The organism is Polaribacter litoreus (assembly GCF_054584775.1).
This window is the reverse complement of sequence record NZ_JBTLRD010000019.1, coordinates 36,566-52,920: the sequence shown is the minus strand read 5'-3', so window position 1 is coordinate 52,920 and position 16,355 is coordinate 36,566. Positions and strand designations below refer to the sequence as shown.

At 28.2% G+C, this 16,355-nt stretch carries 17 protein-coding genes; 12 read left to right on the top strand and 5 right to left on the bottom strand.

Features of this window, described 5'->3' with window-relative positions:
• Window positions 1–14 precede the first annotated feature (14 nt).
• From ACW9UN_RS14870 to ACW9UN_RS14860, 3 genes are all read left to right on the top strand, one after another.
• Window positions 15–1,292, top strand: a complete 1,278-nt coding sequence (locus ACW9UN_RS14870; RefSeq protein ID WP_459487135.1) for a hypothetical protein — start codon at window positions 15–17, stop codon at window positions 1,290–1,292.
• Window positions 1,226–1,471, top strand: a complete 246-nt coding sequence (locus tag ACW9UN_RS14865; protein ID WP_459487134.1) for a T9SS type A sorting domain-containing protein — start codon at window positions 1,226–1,228, stop codon at window positions 1,469–1,471. The genes ACW9UN_RS14870 and ACW9UN_RS14865 overlap by 67 nt, the downstream gene beginning before the upstream one ends.
• Window positions 1,472–1,643: 172 nt before the next feature.
• Window positions 1,644–2,303: an HD domain-containing protein gene (locus tag ACW9UN_RS14860; protein WP_459487133.1), complete on the top strand. Its 660-nt coding sequence runs from the start codon at window positions 1,644–1,646 to the stop codon at window positions 2,301–2,303.
• On the opposite strand, the gene ACW9UN_RS14855 is transcribed toward ACW9UN_RS14860, so the two are convergent.
• Window positions 2,304–2,489, bottom strand: a complete 186-nt coding sequence (locus tag ACW9UN_RS14855; protein WP_397444784.1) for a hypothetical protein — start codon at window positions 2,487–2,489, stop codon at window positions 2,304–2,306.
• 2 nt (window positions 2,490–2,491) lie between these two features.
• Window positions 2,492–3,364 carry an AraC family transcriptional regulator gene (locus ACW9UN_RS14850; protein ID WP_459487132.1) on the bottom strand — a complete coding sequence of 291 codons (873 nt, stop codon included), beginning with the start codon at window positions 3,362–3,364 and terminating at the stop codon, window positions 2,492–2,494.
• Window positions 3,365–3,865: 501 nt separating this feature from the next.
• On the opposite strand from ACW9UN_RS14850, the gene ACW9UN_RS14845 reads away from it, so the two are divergent.
• From ACW9UN_RS14845 to ACW9UN_RS14835, 3 genes are all read left to right on the top strand, one after another.
• Complete coding sequence (locus tag ACW9UN_RS14845; RefSeq protein ID WP_459487131.1) at window positions 3,866–4,450, top strand: hypothetical protein; 585 nt, start codon at window positions 3,866–3,868, stop codon at window positions 4,448–4,450.
• Window positions 4,451–4,711: 261 nt separating this feature from the next.
• Window positions 4,712–5,296, top strand: coding sequence for a T9SS type A sorting domain-containing protein (locus tag ACW9UN_RS14840; RefSeq protein WP_459487130.1), 585 nt, complete (start codon window positions 4,712–4,714; stop codon window positions 5,294–5,296).
• Between the two features lie 262 nt (window positions 5,297–5,558).
• Window positions 5,559–6,140, top strand: coding sequence for a hypothetical protein (locus tag ACW9UN_RS14835; protein ID WP_459487129.1), 582 nt, complete (start codon window positions 5,559–5,561; stop codon window positions 6,138–6,140).
• Window positions 6,141–6,799: 659 nt separating this feature from the next.
• Here ACW9UN_RS14835 and ACW9UN_RS14830 read toward each other — a convergent pair.
• Both ACW9UN_RS14830 and ACW9UN_RS14825 read right to left on the bottom strand, forming a co-directional pair.
• Window positions 6,800–6,943, bottom strand: a complete 144-nt coding sequence (locus tag ACW9UN_RS14830) for a hypothetical protein (RefSeq protein WP_459487128.1) — start codon at window positions 6,941–6,943, stop codon at window positions 6,800–6,802.
• Window positions 6,944–7,077: 134 nt separating this feature from the next.
• Window positions 7,078–7,857 (bottom strand): amidohydrolase, encoded by a 780-nt coding sequence (locus tag ACW9UN_RS14825; RefSeq protein ID WP_459487127.1) that lies wholly within the window; start codon window positions 7,855–7,857, stop codon window positions 7,078–7,080.
• 69 nt (window positions 7,858–7,926) lie between these two features.
• On the opposite strand from ACW9UN_RS14825, the gene ACW9UN_RS14820 reads away from it, so the two are divergent.
• Together ACW9UN_RS14820 and ACW9UN_RS14815 are read left to right on the top strand one after the other, a co-directional pair.
• A complete protein-coding gene (locus tag ACW9UN_RS14820) occupies window positions 7,927–10,665 on the top strand; it encodes a PD-(D/E)XK nuclease family protein (protein ID WP_459487126.1) in 2,739 nt (912 codons plus the stop codon).
• A gap of 35 nt (window positions 10,666–10,700) precedes the next feature.
• On the top strand, window positions 10,701–10,922 hold the full coding sequence (locus ACW9UN_RS14815) for a hypothetical protein (protein WP_459487125.1): 222 nt from the start codon (window positions 10,701–10,703) through the stop codon (window positions 10,920–10,922).
• Window position 10,923: 1 nt separating this feature from the next.
• Here ACW9UN_RS14815 and ACW9UN_RS14810 read toward each other — a convergent pair whose 3' ends face one another.
• Window positions 10,924–11,715, bottom strand: a complete 792-nt coding sequence (locus ACW9UN_RS14810) for a universal stress protein (protein ID WP_459487124.1) — start codon at window positions 11,713–11,715, stop codon at window positions 10,924–10,926.
• A 236-nt stretch (window positions 11,716–11,951) separates the two neighbouring features.
• Here ACW9UN_RS14810 and ACW9UN_RS14805 point away from each other — a divergent pair, with 236 nt between their 5' ends.
• From ACW9UN_RS14805 to ACW9UN_RS14790, 4 genes are all read left to right on the top strand, one after another.
• Window positions 11,952–13,286, top strand: a complete 1,335-nt coding sequence (locus tag ACW9UN_RS14805; RefSeq protein WP_459487123.1) for an MATE family efflux transporter — start codon at window positions 11,952–11,954, stop codon at window positions 13,284–13,286.
• Window positions 13,287–13,341: 55 nt separating this feature from the next.
• Window positions 13,342–13,959 carry a hypothetical protein gene (locus ACW9UN_RS14800; RefSeq protein ID WP_459487122.1) on the top strand — a complete coding sequence of 206 codons (618 nt, stop codon included), beginning with the start codon at window positions 13,342–13,344 and terminating at the stop codon, window positions 13,957–13,959.
• A gap of 199 nt (window positions 13,960–14,158) precedes the next feature.
• A complete protein-coding gene (locus ACW9UN_RS14795) occupies window positions 14,159–14,623 on the top strand; it encodes a hypothetical protein (protein WP_459487121.1) in 465 nt (154 codons plus the stop codon).
• Window positions 14,624–14,674: 51 nt separating this feature from the next.
• The gene (locus ACW9UN_RS14790) at window positions 14,675–16,084 is read left to right on the top strand and encodes a sensor histidine kinase (RefSeq protein ID WP_459487163.1); all 1,410 of its coding nucleotides are present in this window, start codon (window positions 14,675–14,677) and stop codon (window positions 16,082–16,084) included.
• Window positions 16,085–16,355 lie beyond the last annotated feature (271 nt).

The following is a 16,355-nucleotide window of genomic DNA, read 5'->3' as shown; positions in this document are numbered from 1 at the left end:
TTGAAACGGTGGGTGTGGATTCTTTTATAGAAGGTTTAGATGATGGTTATAATCTATTAGAATCACCTGCAGCTCAACAAATGTTAATTTATCAGTTAGATGGCCAAGGACCGAACCTAACCACAAATAACAACAATGCATTGTCTACTGCTTTTTATAATGAATATCATACAATGGGTAACCCAACTCAAGGCAATATACGTAATATTGCCATTTCTAGTGGCTCAGAATGTGGAGGTCCTCAAGGTTTTACTGACAATGCAACAATGATATATTTAGATGAAAGAACTCATTTCCTTTATTGGCAAAGTTTAGTCTTAGGGTTTGTACAACTTGCGGGATGGAATCCTTTAAAAGCTGTAAGTTCTGTTTTTTCTACTGATACAGATATCGTTGGTCGCTTTACAGTAAAGTCTTTACCAAATCAAGAAGTAAAACAAATATACAATGGTGAAATTTTTATCAGTAAAACAATATTATGGTCTATTACTGTTCATGAACCTTTAATTGATGAATATAGTGTTAATTCTGAAGCTAATATGCTTCCATTAGATAATGCCAGTGGTGGTATTTATGATGTAGAAAACTTCTCTGAATTGCCAGATAATATAGCAAATTCTTTTACTCAAAGAACATTTAACTTTGTACCAACATACAGTAGCTTAAATATTGGTGATGGTACACAAACCATTACTTATGCAGATTTAAATAAAACTTATTCACCTATTGCACCTCCAAATGGGGCTAAGCATATTCCTTTTGATAATTTTTATACCAATGTGTTACAAAATGAAAATCATATTCAGTTTACACTTGAAAATGGTCAATGGCTAATGGAAGAATTAAATACTACTAGTGATAAAGGTTTTTACTCCTGTCCTTCTGATTGTGGTAACAATTTAAATTTAGAAATTTTAGGTACTAATCAAATATGTGATACCAACTCTGGAAATTACGTTATTCAAAATTTACAAGGTAATTTACCAATCAGTTGGAGTGTTTATCCATCTGGTGTGGTTACTATTACTAATAATAGCTATAACAATGTAACTATTACTCCTAGTAGTAACTATGTTGGTGATGTTGCACTGTCTGCGCAAATAAGTACTAGTTGTGCCAATGAAACTTTTACAGTTACAAAAACAATTCAAGTAGGAACAGCAATGCCAATATTGTATGATTTGAATGGAAACGAAGTTTTCTATTTTGAATACTGTCTTTCAGTATGGAATCCTATAACGTTTTTTATGCCTGGAACATTACTAAAACAAATATTAAATCTAAGCAATTAAATACTTTACATAAAAATAATAACAGTACAGCAAAACTATATGACCTACAAGGTAATGTAGTAAAAACCATCTCACCAGCAGTAGGTATGATTGATGTAGAAGGTTTAAAATCTGGTAATTATATTTTAGTAATTATTTTTAATGATAAAACTGAAAGTCATAGCATATTAATTAGGTAGATTTGCAATTATTATTAATTTTAAAAAAGCTGTCTAAAAAGTAGGTTTAGATGACATTTTGAGCGAAGTCGAAAAAACTATGTATTTAATTATCAATAAATAAGGTTTCTCCATTGCAGTCGAAATGACAAATTTTAATACTTTTCAGACAGCCTTTTTATTTTTACACCATATGAATCAAGAAAAAATAATACAAAATACCGTCGAATTTGTTAAAGAAGAACTTAAAAATGCAGAAGGTGGCCACGATTGGTTTCATATTGAACGTGTTTTTAAAAATGCCATTTTAATATCAAAAGAAGAAAATGTAGATATTTTTGTAGTTTCTTTAGCGGCTTTACTACACGATATTGCTGATCCAAAATTTCATAAAGGCAATGAAAAAATAGGTCCTAAAAAAGCAAAACACTTTTTAATTGATCAAAAAGTGCCTAAAGAAATAGGAAAGCATGTTGTAAAGATTATCAAAAACATGTCTTTTAAAAATACTTTTGATACTCATAAAAAACATTTTACATCAAAAGAATTAGAAGTTGTAAAAGATGCAGACAGATTAGATGCCATTGGCGCTATTGGTATTGCTCGTTGTTTTAATTATGGTGGATTTAAAAATAGGGCTTTATACGACCCTGAGATTTTACCAAATTTAAATATGACTAAAGAGGAATATAAAAATACTGATACACCAACAATTAATCATTTTTATGAGAAATTGTTGCTACTTAAAGACCAAATGAACACTAATTCAGCTAAAAAAATTGCTGAAAAAAGACATCATTTTATGGAAATATATTTACAACAGTTTTATGATGAGTGGAATGGTAAGCTATAATTAGCTTTCTCTTGCCACTTCTAAAGCTGTTATTTTATACTCTAAAACAGACAATTCTTCGCCAAATTCTACAATTTGCTCTACGGTTAAATCTTTGCTTGAATTTACAAAGTCTTTAATTTGTCTACTCTTAAAACTATAGTAATCTATAGCTTTATCGATTTTAGTTTTTACCATTACACTCATAATTACTGTATTAAATTTTTTAATTCGCTTCTGTATACTGATGCGCTTTTACCTGTAAACTCTTTAAATAACTTATTAAAATGAGAAAAATTGTTGAAACCACACTCAAAACTGATATCAGCAATGCTCATATTGCTCTCAGCTAATAATTTTGTAGCATGCACAACCCTGTACTCATTTACTAATTTTGTAAATGTTTTTCCTGTTGTTTTCTTAAAATACCTACAAAATGCTGGAACAGTCATGCTTGCCAATTCAGAAATTTCATCTAAACTAATATGATCTTTAAAATTTTCGTTGATGTGCTTGTAAATTACCTCAATCTTATTACTGTCTTGATGCACGCTTTCAAAAGCAAAACCATTGGCGTTTAATAAGGTATAATCATCAGTTGTAGCCAAATCATTTAAAATTTCTACAAAAGATGTAATTCTATGAACCCCTTGTAATTCAATTAATTTTTCAATTTTAGCTCCAATTCTTTGTTTAATTTCTATGTTGAATCGAATTCCTTTTTTAGCCCGCTCAAAAAGTGCATCAATCGCAGCCATTTCTGGAACCTTAAAAAAATCTTTTCCTAAGAAATCGGGTAAGAACTGAATTAAAGTTTCAGAACCATTATTTGTTAAACGGTCTAAATAGCCAATATGTGGCAAATTTGAACCTATTAATACCAATTGACTATTATTAAAATAACTAATATGGTTTCCTATATGTCTTTTACCTTTGCCTTTATTAACATATACAAGCTCTATTTCTGGATGAAAATGCCAGAATGGTTTGTTCGTTTTTAAAAACTCTACGTGCTTTTTTAATAAAAAAGAGCTACCAAAATCTGGTGTGATTTTTTCGAGAGTTGGTTTTTTCTGTATCATACTGCAAAAATACAACATCTGCAAATGACTATGTGTATAGAATTATCAATTTTATAAACCATATTAACTTTAACATAGCTTAACATTGTTAAAAATGTTAATTTTGCATACAAATCAACTAATTCTGTTGTTTCTATCATTGCATTATACTTTTATATTTGTACTGTCTATAAAAGGTTGCAGCCTATGAAATATAGAACAGTGTTTGTTAAGATTTTTTCTTGACAAAACAAAAAGTTAAAAAGTATTGTTTATAGTTAATTATCAGATTTATTAGTAGTCTGGAAAAGCGAGCCTAAAGGGCTCGTTTTTTTTGTACCTAATTAAACTTAATTATTTGAGAACTATATATAATTGCCAATAATATATTCTATATTAACAATACTGTTTTTATATAAAACGTATTCGGTTAATAAAGCACACAAACACAATAATTCTGTTGTTTTCCAATAAATGCTTCTGCCATAACTTTGCGGTATAAAACTTATAAAAGTTTATATTATGAAAACACTTAAAAAAAGGTTAGTACTAGTAGCAATTGTAATGTTAGGAGCATTTACCAACTACGCAAACAGCAAAGATGGAAATTACAATTTAGATGTTAAAAAAGTAAAAGTTGTATTTACAGGAGCTAAGAAAGGAGAGCAGCTTACTATTAAAGACGATAATGGAACTGTACTGTATTCTGAAGATATTAAAAAAGAAGGCAAACTCAGTAAAGTATTCGACTTTTCTAAACTTAACGACGGTAATTATACGCTAGAGCTAGAAAAAGATTTTCAAATTATTGTAAGACCTTTAAAAATTAATGGTAATAAAGTAACTTTAGATGATAGTGCTAAAAAAGTAATTTTTAAGCCTGTTGTTAGAAGTATAGATAATAAATTACTAATATCTAAAATTACTTTTGATGAAAAACCATTAGATGTTGCATTGTATTTTAACAATGAAATCATTTATTCAGAAACGCTTGAAGGAAACACAATTTTAAATCGTGTGTATAAATTGGATGAAGAAATTAAAGGTGAATACAAAGTTGTAATTTATAATAATGGTAGAAGTTTCACCAACAGATTTGAAATTTAAAAAGTATTGTTTATAGTTAATTATCAGGTTTTTAAAATCTGGAACGACGAGCCTTTATAGGCTCGTTTTTTTTGGCATTGCACCAAATTTTTTAAGAAATACAAACTATATATAATTGTCAAGAATATATTCTATATTAACTTTATTTTTTCATAAAAATTTTATTTAGTTAATAAAGTATATAATAATAACAATTCTGTTGTTTTCCAATAAATGCTTCTGCCATAACTTTGCAGTGTAAATCTTATAAAAGTTTATATTATGAAAACACTTAAAAAAAGGTTAGTACTAATAGCAATTGTAATGCTAGGAGCATTTACCAACTACGCAAGCAACAAAGATGGAAATTACAATTTAGATGCTAAAAAAGTAAAAGTTGTATTTAAAGGAGCTAAAAAGGGACAGCAGCTTACTATTAAAGACGATAATGGAACTGTATTGTATTCTGAAAATATTAAAAAGGAAGGTAAACTTAGTAAAGTATTCGACTTTTCTAAACTTAACAACGGTAACTATACGCTAGAATTAGAAAAAGATTTTCAAATTATTGTAAAGCCTTTAAAAATTAATGGTAATAAAGTAACTTTAGATGAAAGCTCTAAAAAAATAATTTATAAACCTGTTGTGAGAAATGAAAACAACAAGTTATTCATATCTAAAATTGCATTTGATAAAAAACCGCTAGAAGTAGCATTGTATTACAACGACGAAATTATTTACTCAGAAACTGTAAAAGGAGATGCCATTTTAAATAGAGTTTATAAATTAGATAAAGAAATTAAAGGTGGCTACAAAGTTATCATTCGTAATAATGGGAGAAGCTTTATCAAAGAATTCAAAATTTAAAAATATTGTTTTTAGTTAATTATCAGATTTTTAAAAATCTGGAACAACGAGCCTTTATAGGCTCGTTTTTTTTGGCATTATACCAAATTTTAAAAGAAATACAAACTATATAAAATTATTAATAATATACTCTATTTTAACTTAATATTAAGTTAACATAAACAATAAGGTTAATATTGAACACAAAAAGACCAATTGTGTTGTTCTTTAAACAAGACTTCTACCATACCTTTGTAGTGTAAATCTTAAAAAAGTTTATATTATGAAAACACTTAAAAAAAGATTATTAGTAGTAGTTATTATGTTGGGAACATTAATAAACTACGCAAACGACAAGAATGTAAATGTTGAATTAAATGCTAAAAAAACAAAAGTAGTATTTAGAGGAGTTAAAAAAGGACAACAATTAACCATTAAAGATGAAAATGGTATTGTTCTACACCTAGAAAATGTAGATAATACAGGAAACCTTATTAAGTTTTTTGATTTTTCTAAGTTACAAGATGGGAATTACACTTTAGAATTGGATAAAGATTTTCAAATTATTATTAAAACTCTTCAAGTAAAGGAGGGCAAAGTAATTTTTAATGAAAATGCTAAAAAAGTAATTTTTAAACCTGTTATTAGAAACAAAGAAAACAGGTTAATGATTAGTAGAATTGCCTTTGACACTAAGCCATTAGAAGTTGCATTGTACTACAATGATGAAATAATTTATTCTGAGGTTGTAAAAGGAGACAACATTGTAAACAGAATCTACAAGTTAGACGAAAACCTAAAAGGAGATTACACTGTTATTGTTAGAAATAATGGCAGAAATTATATTGATGAGTTTAAAATTTAAAAAGTTTAATTTTTGGTTTATAATCTAGATTTTGTGAATCTAAAAAAAAGAAGGTACTAAACCAATTTTTGGCTATATTTGAAAACAGGATTAAATTATGAAAAATCTAATCCTGTAATTTTTAACTTACACACTTTTTGGGAAAGTGTCTTTATTTTTTAGTTTGTTTTAGAATTCAAAAACAAAAATTCAAAGCCCCTTCAGGTTTCCAAAACCTGAAGGGGCTGTTCTTTAAATAATATTAAAATCATCTTTATCATTTAAAAACCCCAATTTTTCTCTTACCTTTTCTTGATTTTTTTTATCTAAAGCAGCTTCAATCATATCAATTTTATTTTTAGAGATATCAGAAAGCACATCACCTAAACAATCAATAATTATAGAATTTCTAGAATATTCATAATTATTGGCAATACTTCTTGTTCACTTTAACAAATTGCTTAACTCATATTTTCAATTGCACATGCTTTTAAAAAAGCATTCCTTGCTTTAATTCTTTTTGTTTGACTTGAATTTAAAGACCCTTCAGGTTTTTAAAACCTGAAGGGTCTGTTCTATCTATAAAATTTATTTTCTTCTTCTTTTTTAAAGAATATTAAAATCAGCTTTATCATTTAAAAACCTCAATTTTTCTCTAACCTTTTCATGATTGTTATTGTTTAAAGTAACTTCAATAATTCCAATTTATAATTAGGTAAATCAGGAGTTTCATCACCTAAATAATGAACAATTACAGAATTTCTAGAATATTTATAATTATTAGTATCAATTCCTGTTCTATTTACTCCTATTATATAACTCATATTTTCTATAGCATACGCTATTAAAATCGTATTCCTAACTTTAATTCTTTTTGTTTGATAAATTTAAAGCCCCTTCAGGTTTTCAAAACCTGAAGGATCTGTTCTATCTGTAAAATTTATTTTCTTCTTCATTTTTATAGAATATTAAAATCATCTTTATCATTTAAAAATCCCAATTTTTCTCTAATTTTTTGTTGATTGTTTTTGTTTAAAGTAGCTTCAATCATTCCAATTTTATTTTTTGAGACATCAGAAAGTACATCACCTAAATAATCAACAATTAAAGAACTTCCAGAATATTCATAATTATTGGCATCAATTCCGGTTCTATTTACACCAATTACATAGCACATATTCTCTATTGCACGTGCTTTTAAAAGTGTATCCCAAGCTTTAATTCTTTTAACAGGCCAATTAGCTACAAAAATTAAAAGATCGTAATTCTCTGTATTTCTAGCCCAAACAGGAAAACGTAAATCGTAACAAATTAACGGACAAATTTTCCATCCTTTATACGCTATAATTAGCTTTTTATTTCCAGAAGTGTATGCTTTATCTTCACCAGCTAAGGTAAAAGAGTGCCTTTTATCATACGTTTCTATTTTTCCTGAAGGATGCACAAAAATCAAACGATTGTAATAGTTGTTGTCATCTTCAATTACTAAGCTTCCTGTTAAAGCTAAATTATTTTCTTGTGCCATTTTTATCATCCAAGAAACTGCATTTCCATTCATTTTTTCAGCAACATTTTTGGGTTCCATTGTAAAACCTGTGGTAAACATTTCTGGCAAAACTACTAGATCTGTTTCTTTAGGTAGACTTCTAATTTTTTCATCAAAAAAGGCAAGATTTTGAGTGGGATTTTCCCAAACTAAATCTGCTTGAATACCAACAACTCGTAATTCGTTTTTCATCAAAATAAAATTAAAGATTAAAGAGGTATAAATGTAAGTTTTTGTAATTTAGAAAACCAAAAATTAACGATGCAATCTTTTATTTCAGAAACTTTAGATGATATTTTACAAACCACAAAATCATTTGAAAATGTGGTTTTTATACTGCCTTCGCAAAGAGCAAAGATTTTTGTAAAACAAGAGTTTAAAGATAAGATTAGCATCGGTTTTTTACCAGAAATGCTAAATATAGAGCAATTTATTCAGCGAATTTCTGGCGTTCAAAAAGTAGATAGTATTCAACTCTTGTTTCATTTTTATAGTATTTATAAAAGCGTAGAAAAAAATCCGGATTCTTTTGACGTATTTTCTTCTTGGGCAATAACAGTGTTGCAAGATTTTAATGAAATTGATCAACATTTGGTAAATACCAAAGACATTTTTATTTATTTAAGAGATATAGAGCGTTTAAGAAAATGGTCTGTAAAAGGCACTTTTAAAGAAACAGAATTAATTAAAGATCACAATTCGTTTTTAGAAAAACTAAAGAATTATTACGATGCTTTTTATCAATTTTTATTAGATAAAAACATTGGTTATCAAGGATTAATGTATAAAGAATCCGCTAAAAAAGTTGATGAATATTTAGATGAGAATAGTGATAAAACCTTTTATTTTATTGGGTTTAATGCTTTAAATAAAGCAGAAGAATTATTATTTCAGAAAACTTTAGAAAGAGGTAATGCCGAAATTTATTGGGATATTGACGAAGCTTTTTACAACTCCAATCATCAAGCAGGTAAGTTTATCAGAAAGTATAAAAAAGAGTGGAAATATTACGAAAAACATCCACTTAAGAGTTTAGGGAATACTTTTTCTAAACCTAAAAAAATAGAGGTAATTGGCGCAGCTAAAAACACTACACAAATAAAATATATTGGCGAAATTTTACAACAAAAATCACACGCCAATGATACAGCTTTGGTTTTGGCAGATGAAACTTTATTGCCCATTAGCTTAAACTCGTTGCCTAAGAACATTAATCATATTAATATTACTATGGGATATCCGTTAAAAGATGTTCCTACAACTGGGTTGCTTTTTGCTGTTTTTCAATTGTTTATATCACAAGAAAAGTTACAGAAAAATAGTGTCAATGCATTTTATTACAAAGATGTAAATCGTTTTTTCAAACATCAATTAATATATGGATTGTTAGAGGGTATTGATAATTTTACGACACAGATTGCTAGAGAAAATCAGACGTTTATCAATGAAAATCATATAAATACGCTTTTAAAACAAGCAATACCAGAAGTTAAAAAAGTAATCTTAAATTTATTTAAACCTTTTGATACAGTTGCTAATTTTATAGACATTATTTTAGCATTAATCGATTTGTTAAAAGACAATGTAAATGCAATAGAAAAAGAATATTTGTTTCGTTTTTACACCACTTTTACACAACTTAAAACCTTGCAAGGAACGTTTGAATATTTTAGAGATTTAAAAACATTGGCTCAGTTTTTTAGGCAACTAATTGCTTCGGAAAGTTTGTCTTTTCAAGGAGAGCCTCTAAAAGGACTACAATTAATGGGGATGTTAGAAACGCGTGTTTTAGATTTTGAAAACATCATTTTAGTATCTGCAAATGAAGGGATTTTACCAGCCAATAGTCAGCAAAATTCTTTTATACCTTTTGATGTAAAAGTGCAATTTGGTTTGCCTACGTACAGAGAAAAAGATGCTATTTTCTCGTACCATTTTTTCAGATTAATACAAAGAGCCAAAAACGTGTACATTTTATACAATACAGAACACGATGTTTTTGGAAGTGGAGAAAAAAGCCGATTTGTAACTCAGCTAGAAATGATGCGAACAGATATTATTCAGAAAACTGTATCGCCAAAAGTATTGCCTCAAAAAATAGAATTAAAAGAAATTTCTAAAAATAATTTGGTTTTTGATCGATTAAAAGAATTGGCAGAAAAAGGATTTTCGCCATCATCATTAACCAACTACTTGTACAACCCTATTGCATTTTACAAACAAAAAATTTTAAAAATTAAAGAATTTGATGATGTAGAAGAAACTGTGGCGTACAACACCTTAGGAACTGTAGTTCACGAAACCTTAGATGAACTCTATAAACCGTTTATGGGTAAATTTTTAAAGTTTGATGATGTTGTTACCATGGAAAAATCTGCCCAAGATTTAGTGTCAAAACATTTTAAAATCCATTTTAAAAATGGTGATATTTCTACAGGTAAAAACCGCTTAATTTTTGAAGTTGCCAATCGTTTTGTAGTTAATTTTTTGGCATCAGAAAAAAGAGTTTTAAAGGATGATAATAATCAACTAAAAATAATTGCTACAGAAGAAAACTTATCCGCAGAAATAGAAATTGACGGAATTGATTTTCCTGTAAAAATTCACGGAAATGTAGATCGAGTTGATGAATTGAATGGCGATGTAAGAATTATAGATTACAAATCTGGAATGGTAAAAGGTACAGAATTAAAAGTATTGGATTTTGAGCAACTTAGAGTTAAAGAACAATACAAAGCCATTCAGGTTTTACTTTATTCTTATTTATATACTCAAAATAAAAAATTCGATTTTTCTAAGAATTTAAAAGCAGGTATTTATTCTTTTAAAAACCTGAAAGAAGGATTCTTAGCTATCAATTTTTCATCAAATAGTAGAAATCCTGATACCAATATTACCCAAGAAAAATTAGAAGAGTTTATAGACGAAGTAAAAGTGTATATAACAGAAATATATAACCCACAAATTGGATTTATAGAACCTGCTGATTTAAAGTATTAATTTGGGCTTTAAATTGTAATTTCTATGTTTAGAATATGGAAAATATCAACGCAATTTTTATAGATTTTAGAAAAACTGATAAACAAACGAATTCAGTAAGAATGATGGCTGTTTTTCTTATTTTAGTTTTTGCTATAGTTCCTTTGGCAGAGATTGTTACAGGTTTAGATTATAATGCCATATCTCATTATTCAAAAATTTCTTGCATTGTTGGTTTGGAATCTTTCGAACCATTATCTTTCAAAGCAATAAAATAAACTACTTTCCCTTTAAAATTAACAAAGGCACATTTGTAAAAAACTCTTCTTTAAGAATGGTATTCTTTTCCCAAAGTTTTTTGAAAAATCCTCTTTTACGTCTAAAAACGCACAACATGTCTGGGTTATGAGTTTTAATATGCTCTAAAACACCTTGAAACGTAGTTGAATTTTCGGTAACTGTTAATGTAGATTTTAATTGATCTAAATTTTGGTCAATTACCAAATCTTCTTGAGAATATTCAGGAGTTTTTACCAAAAGTAAATTTACTCGTGTATCGAATTTATCAACAACAAATTGTATAGGTTTTAAAACGTTTTTACTTTTTATAATTCCAGATTTAAAAGCCATTAAAACATTTTTTAAAGGCGTGTACTTATAATTTTCTGGAACAGTTAGCATAGGGATATCGGTTTGTTTTACTAAGCTACCAGCTGTTTTACCTAAAAATAATTCTTCTTTAATAGAGTTGCTTTTTGCACCAACAATTATCAAATCTATACCTAAATCATCATCAATACTTAAAACGCTATCAACGACTCCACCTTTTGCAGCAATAAGTTTAACATCTACATTTTTTGTATTCACAGTTTTTACCATAGTTCGTAAATATAAATTGGTTTCACGTTCTATAATACTATCAATATTAATCATTGTTCCTGCTTTAGATTGTGCACTATATGCTCTAAACACAAAAATTTTTGCATTAATTTCTGAAGCAAAATCAATGGCAAATTGTAAGGTGTTTTGTGCACTTTCTGTAAATCCTATAGGTACTAAAATGTGATGCATGGTAGGTGTATTTTATAAAACAAAGTTACTAATTTTTTAATAAAGACGTAGGTTGTAAACGGTTCTATGTTTTAGATAAAGTTTTAGGTAATTTATTTTTGAGGATGATAAATTACTTAAATATAACCTCACATTTTTTGTTTTGATAGTATGGTATGGTTGATAGTAGCAGTTTCTTTCTTACAGAACAGTTTGTAAACCTTTTTTAGAGGTGTACCTTTGCAAAAACAAGTATTTTGAAAACTGATATTAGTCTAAAACGCATTAATAAATTGGCGATTCCCGCTTTAATAGCGGGTATTGCAGAGCCCTTGTTATCAATAACTGATACAGCAATTATAGGAAATATTAAACTTAATGCTACAGAAAGCTTAGCTGCTGTAGGTATTGTAGGTGCATATATTTCGATGTTAATTTGGGTATTTGGTCAAGTTCGTAGTGCTATATCTTCTATAATATCTCAATATGTAGGGGCTAATAAATTAAATGATATTAAAACGCTACCAGCACAAGCAATACTTATTGTGGTATTAGGAAGTGTATTAATTTTGGCAATTTCATACCCATTTGCAAAACAAATTTTCCAGTTTTATAATGCATCTGGTGAAGTTTTAGAATATTGTATTCGATATTTTAAAATCAGAATTTTTGGATTCCCGTTTTCATTATTTGTATTTGCTATTTTTGGAGTTTTTAGAGGGTTGCAAAACACTTTTTATCCTATGATTATTGCTATAATAGGGGCGCTACTAAACATTGTATTAGATATTGTTTTAGTGTATGGAGTAGATGGGTTTGTACCAGCAATGTATATAGAAGGTGCTGCTTATGCAAGTGTAATTGCGCAAATTACAATGGCAATACTTGCTTTTGTTTTGCTGATTAAAAAAACAACAATTTCTTTAAAATTAGGAAAATCATTTCATGAAGAAATTCCTAGGTTATTAGGGATGATAGGAAACCTATTTATAAGAACTATTGCTTTAAATACAGCATTATATTTTGCAACTTCTTACGCTACAGATTACGGAGCTGCTTATATTGCTGCATATACAATTGGTGTTAATATTTGGTTATTGGGTGCGTTTATGGTTGATGGATACTCTAGTGCAGGAAATATTTTATCAGGCAAATTACTAGGTGCAAAAGAATATAAAACTTTGGTTACCTTAAGCACAAAACTGTTTAAATACGGTTTAATTATGGGCTGTATAATTGCCATCATAGGCTTTGTTTTTTACAATTTTATTGGAGAAATTTTCACTAAAGAAGCTGATGTTTTAGAACAATTTTATCATGTATTTTGGATTGTTTTATTAACCCAACCTATTAATGCCATTACCTTTATTTTTGACGGAATGTTTAAAGGAATGGGGTTTATGAAGTATTTAAGAAACGTCTTAATTTTGTCAACAGGTCTAGTTTTTATTCCAACTTTACTATTTTTTGATTGGCTAGATTATAAATTGGCGGCAATTTGGATTGCTTTCACCCTTTGGATATTAGCTAGAGGCTTACCTTTAATTTTAAAATTTAGACGTACATTTTTGCCTTTAGCTGACAAAAAATAAAATTATTTTTTAGTTAAAACAAATAAATTACTTTTGATAAAAAACCAAACACACCATGAATTTAAAAAAAATTGCATTGCTAATTGTAGTAGTTGTTTTGTATGCTAGCTGTGCTTCGTCTTATCAAACCATCAACCCACAAACTGTTAATTATTTATCAAAATCAGAAGATCAAGGCGTAAAATTAGAGTATAAATACGAACTTTTAAACAAAAAGTATAAAAAGAAAGAATTGGCAAAAGGCGTAAGATTAATAGCAATAAAAATCACTAATAACTCAGCTAACGATTTGGTTTTTGGTGAAAATGTTACATTAAATTACGATAATGGTTCTGCAATTTATGTTATGGATAATGATAGGGTATTTACATCATTAAAACAAAGTCCTGCTTCTTATTTGTGGTATTTATTGTTAACACCAACAAACTTATATACAACCGAAACTGAAAATGGGTACCAAACACAAAATACTGTATTTCCTATTGGTTTAATTCTTGGACCTGGCTTAACAGCCGGAAATATGACAGCTGCCAGCACTGCCAATAAAAAGTTTAAGAGCGATTTAATAAGGTACAATTTAAACGGATTAACCATTAAACAAGGGCAAACAGTATCTGGTTTAATTGGTATTCGTTCAGATGATTATAATGCTATAAATATCAAAGTAAATTAGCCTTAAAACATAGAATTAGTTTAACAGATGTAGTCTAAAAAGTAAATTTATATATCATTTAGAGTGAGGTAAAAAAACTATATTTTTGATTGTTAGTAAATAATATTTTTACATTACAAACAGATGATGATAAGTTGTAATACTTTTTAAACAGCCGCTTTTTTTATTTATATATCTTGCATACTCAATAATCATATAAATGAAAAAAAATATAATACTGCTTATTGCTGTTTTAGGCATACTTATTGTTGCTTGTAAAAAAGAAAAGTCGTTGCAAGAATATATGACAGATTCTTGGCAAACCACCTATCTAAAAATAGAAATGCCAACCTATGAGCAATCAGATACTTTAAAAACACATGAAGATAAGTTTGATAATGATCCAGAATTAATTGCTCAATCAAAATATAATGCAGACGGTACTTTTAATGCTTGGTTTATCAATAAAAAAAAAGAAAAGGTATCTGAATCTGATGGAAAATGGAGCGTAAAAGGTGATTCGCTTTTTGTAACATTTTTCTATAATAAAAGAGCAATGAAAGTTAGTTATCATATTACAAAAACCGAAGAAGGTTTTTTAGGAAAAAGTACAAATGATTGGGATAATGATGGTGAATTTGATGATTTTTTAATAATGAAAACAAAACGTTTAAAAACCGATTAAAACTTGTTTAATATCAGTAAAGTATCTTTAAGAATACGCATTTTTTTATCGATGACACTCTTGGTGTTGTTAGCATCCATATTAATTTTGGGGGTAACTGTTTATCAATATGACGAACAAACCAAAGATTATAATATTAAACGTTTTGAGCGTAAAGAGGCTACCACTATAGAAACTATAGAATTAGAGCTAACAAACAAGACAACTTACCCTATTAAAACCGAAAATTTAGCAAAGATTTTTAGAAATCGTATTTATGAAATATCGTCAATAAATAAATTAAATATTTCTATTTTCGATTTGCATGGTAATTTATTAGTGTCCTCGAAAACCAACGCTTTTGAACCCAATATAATTCAACCCTTACCTTATGATATTTTAAATGATTTGGCACAAAATTCTAATCACACCATCTTAATTCCATTGGTAAAAAATGGGATGGGGTATCAAACATCTTATAGTTATATAAATGACCCTAAATTTAAGCGAATTGGTATTTTAGAACTACAGTTTACACAGGATAATTCTGAGATTGAGCACGAGTTAAAAGAATTCATTACAAGGTTAAGTTTGGTGTATTTGTTAATGTTTATGATAGCAATTGCATTAGCATACTTTTTATCGAGTTATATTACAAGATCAATCAAAGCCATTTCTGATAAAATGGAGCAAACACGCTTACACGAACGTAATGAAAAAATTGTATTAAATTCTGCAAGTACAGAAATTGAAACTTTAGTAGAAGCTTACAATAATATGATTGATCAATTGGAAGAAAGTGCCGTAAAACTAGCCAAAAGCGAACGCGAACAAGCTTGGCGAGAAATGGCAAAGCAGGTAGCCCACGAAATTAAAAATCCGTTAACACCAATGCGATTATCAGTACAAAGCTTTGAACGAAAATTTAATCCAGAAGATGATAACATCAGAGAAAAGTTGAAAGAATACAGCCAAACTTTAATTCAACAAATAGATGTTATGAGTTCTATTGCATCAGCATTTTCTGACTTTGCTAAAATGCCAACTCAAAAAAGAGAAAAAATTGAAGTAATAAGTATTGTAAAGTTGGCATTAGATATTTTTAATGAAGATTTTATTACATACACCACAGATGAAAAAGAATTATTTGCCAATTTAGATAAAACACAATTAATTCGTATTGTAACCAATTTGGTAAAAAATGCACTTCAAGCTTCAAAAAAAGAAGAAAACCCTATTATTGATGTAAAAGTAAGTTCAGAGAAAAATAATATAAAAATTAAAGTTTCTGACAATGGAAGAGGAATCTCTGAGGAAGTAAAAAACCTAATTTTTGAGCCGAAATTTACTACAAAATCAAGCGGAATGGGTTTAGGGCTTCCAATGATTAAAAATATTATAGAAGCTTATGATGGTACTATTTCTTTTTCTTCTGAAGAAGGCATAGGAACCGTTTTTACTGTAATTTTACCGAAACAATAGCGTTGTTACAAAAAAAAGTAGCTATACTTAAAGCCGATTTGTGTACAAAAGCAATAACTTGGTTAGGATTCTTACAAACACAAAACATAAATTAAACAACCCTTTATCGTAAAGAAAATTTAGTCTACGATGCGTTTTTGATGTGAAAATCAAATACATGCGATTAGGTTTCAAAAAACAGTTATATAGCACCCATAAATTGGTAAGAGTTTTATGTAAAACAACAATAAAGAACTTGTTACTTGACTCATATTTCTTAATTTAGATGTCT

What these genes read in the sequence shown, in the direction of transcription:
- ACW9UN_RS14865 (WP_459487134.1), top strand. Translation starts at nt 1,226, where the DNA reads ATGGAATCCTATAACGTTTTTTATGCCTGGAACATTACTAAAACAAAT.
- ACW9UN_RS14860 (WP_459487133.1), top strand. Translation starts at nt 1,644, where the DNA reads ATGAATCAAGAAAAAATAATACAAAATACCGTCGAATTTGTTAAAGAA.
- ACW9UN_RS14855 (WP_397444784.1), bottom strand. Translation starts at nt 2,489, where the DNA reads ATGAGTGTAATGGTAAAAACTAAAATCGATAAAGCTATAGATTACTAT.
- ACW9UN_RS14850 (WP_459487132.1), bottom strand. Translation starts at nt 3,364, where the DNA reads ATGATACAGAAAAAACCAACTCTCGAAAAAATCACACCAGATTTTGGT.
- ACW9UN_RS14845 (WP_459487131.1), top strand. Translation starts at nt 3,866, where the DNA reads ATGAAAACACTTAAAAAAAGGTTAGTACTAGTAGCAATTGTAATGTTA.
- ACW9UN_RS14840 (WP_459487130.1), top strand. Translation starts at nt 4,712, where the DNA reads ATGAAAACACTTAAAAAAAGGTTAGTACTAATAGCAATTGTAATGCTA.
- ACW9UN_RS14835 (WP_459487129.1), top strand. Translation starts at nt 5,559, where the DNA reads ATGAAAACACTTAAAAAAAGATTATTAGTAGTAGTTATTATGTTGGGA.
- ACW9UN_RS14830 (WP_459487128.1), bottom strand. Translation starts at nt 6,943, where the DNA reads ATGAGTTATATAATAGGAGTAAATAGAACAGGAATTGATACTAATAAT.
- ACW9UN_RS14825 (WP_459487127.1), bottom strand. Translation starts at nt 7,857, where the DNA reads ATGAAAAACGAATTACGAGTTGTTGGTATTCAAGCAGATTTAGTTTGG.
- ACW9UN_RS14820 (WP_459487126.1), top strand. Translation starts at nt 7,927, where the DNA reads ATGCAATCTTTTATTTCAGAAACTTTAGATGATATTTTACAAACCACA.
- ACW9UN_RS14815 (WP_459487125.1), top strand. Translation starts at nt 10,701, where the DNA reads ATGGAAAATATCAACGCAATTTTTATAGATTTTAGAAAAACTGATAAA.
- ACW9UN_RS14810 (WP_459487124.1), bottom strand. Translation starts at nt 11,715, where the DNA reads ATGCATCACATTTTAGTACCTATAGGATTTACAGAAAGTGCACAAAAC.
- ACW9UN_RS14800 (WP_459487122.1), top strand. Translation starts at nt 13,342, where the DNA reads ATGAATTTAAAAAAAATTGCATTGCTAATTGTAGTAGTTGTTTTGTAT.
- ACW9UN_RS14795 (WP_459487121.1), top strand. Translation starts at nt 14,159, where the DNA reads ATGAAAAAAAATATAATACTGCTTATTGCTGTTTTAGGCATACTTATT.
- ACW9UN_RS14790 (WP_459487163.1), top strand. Translation starts at nt 14,675, where the DNA reads ATGACACTCTTGGTGTTGTTAGCATCCATATTAATTTTGGGGGTAACT.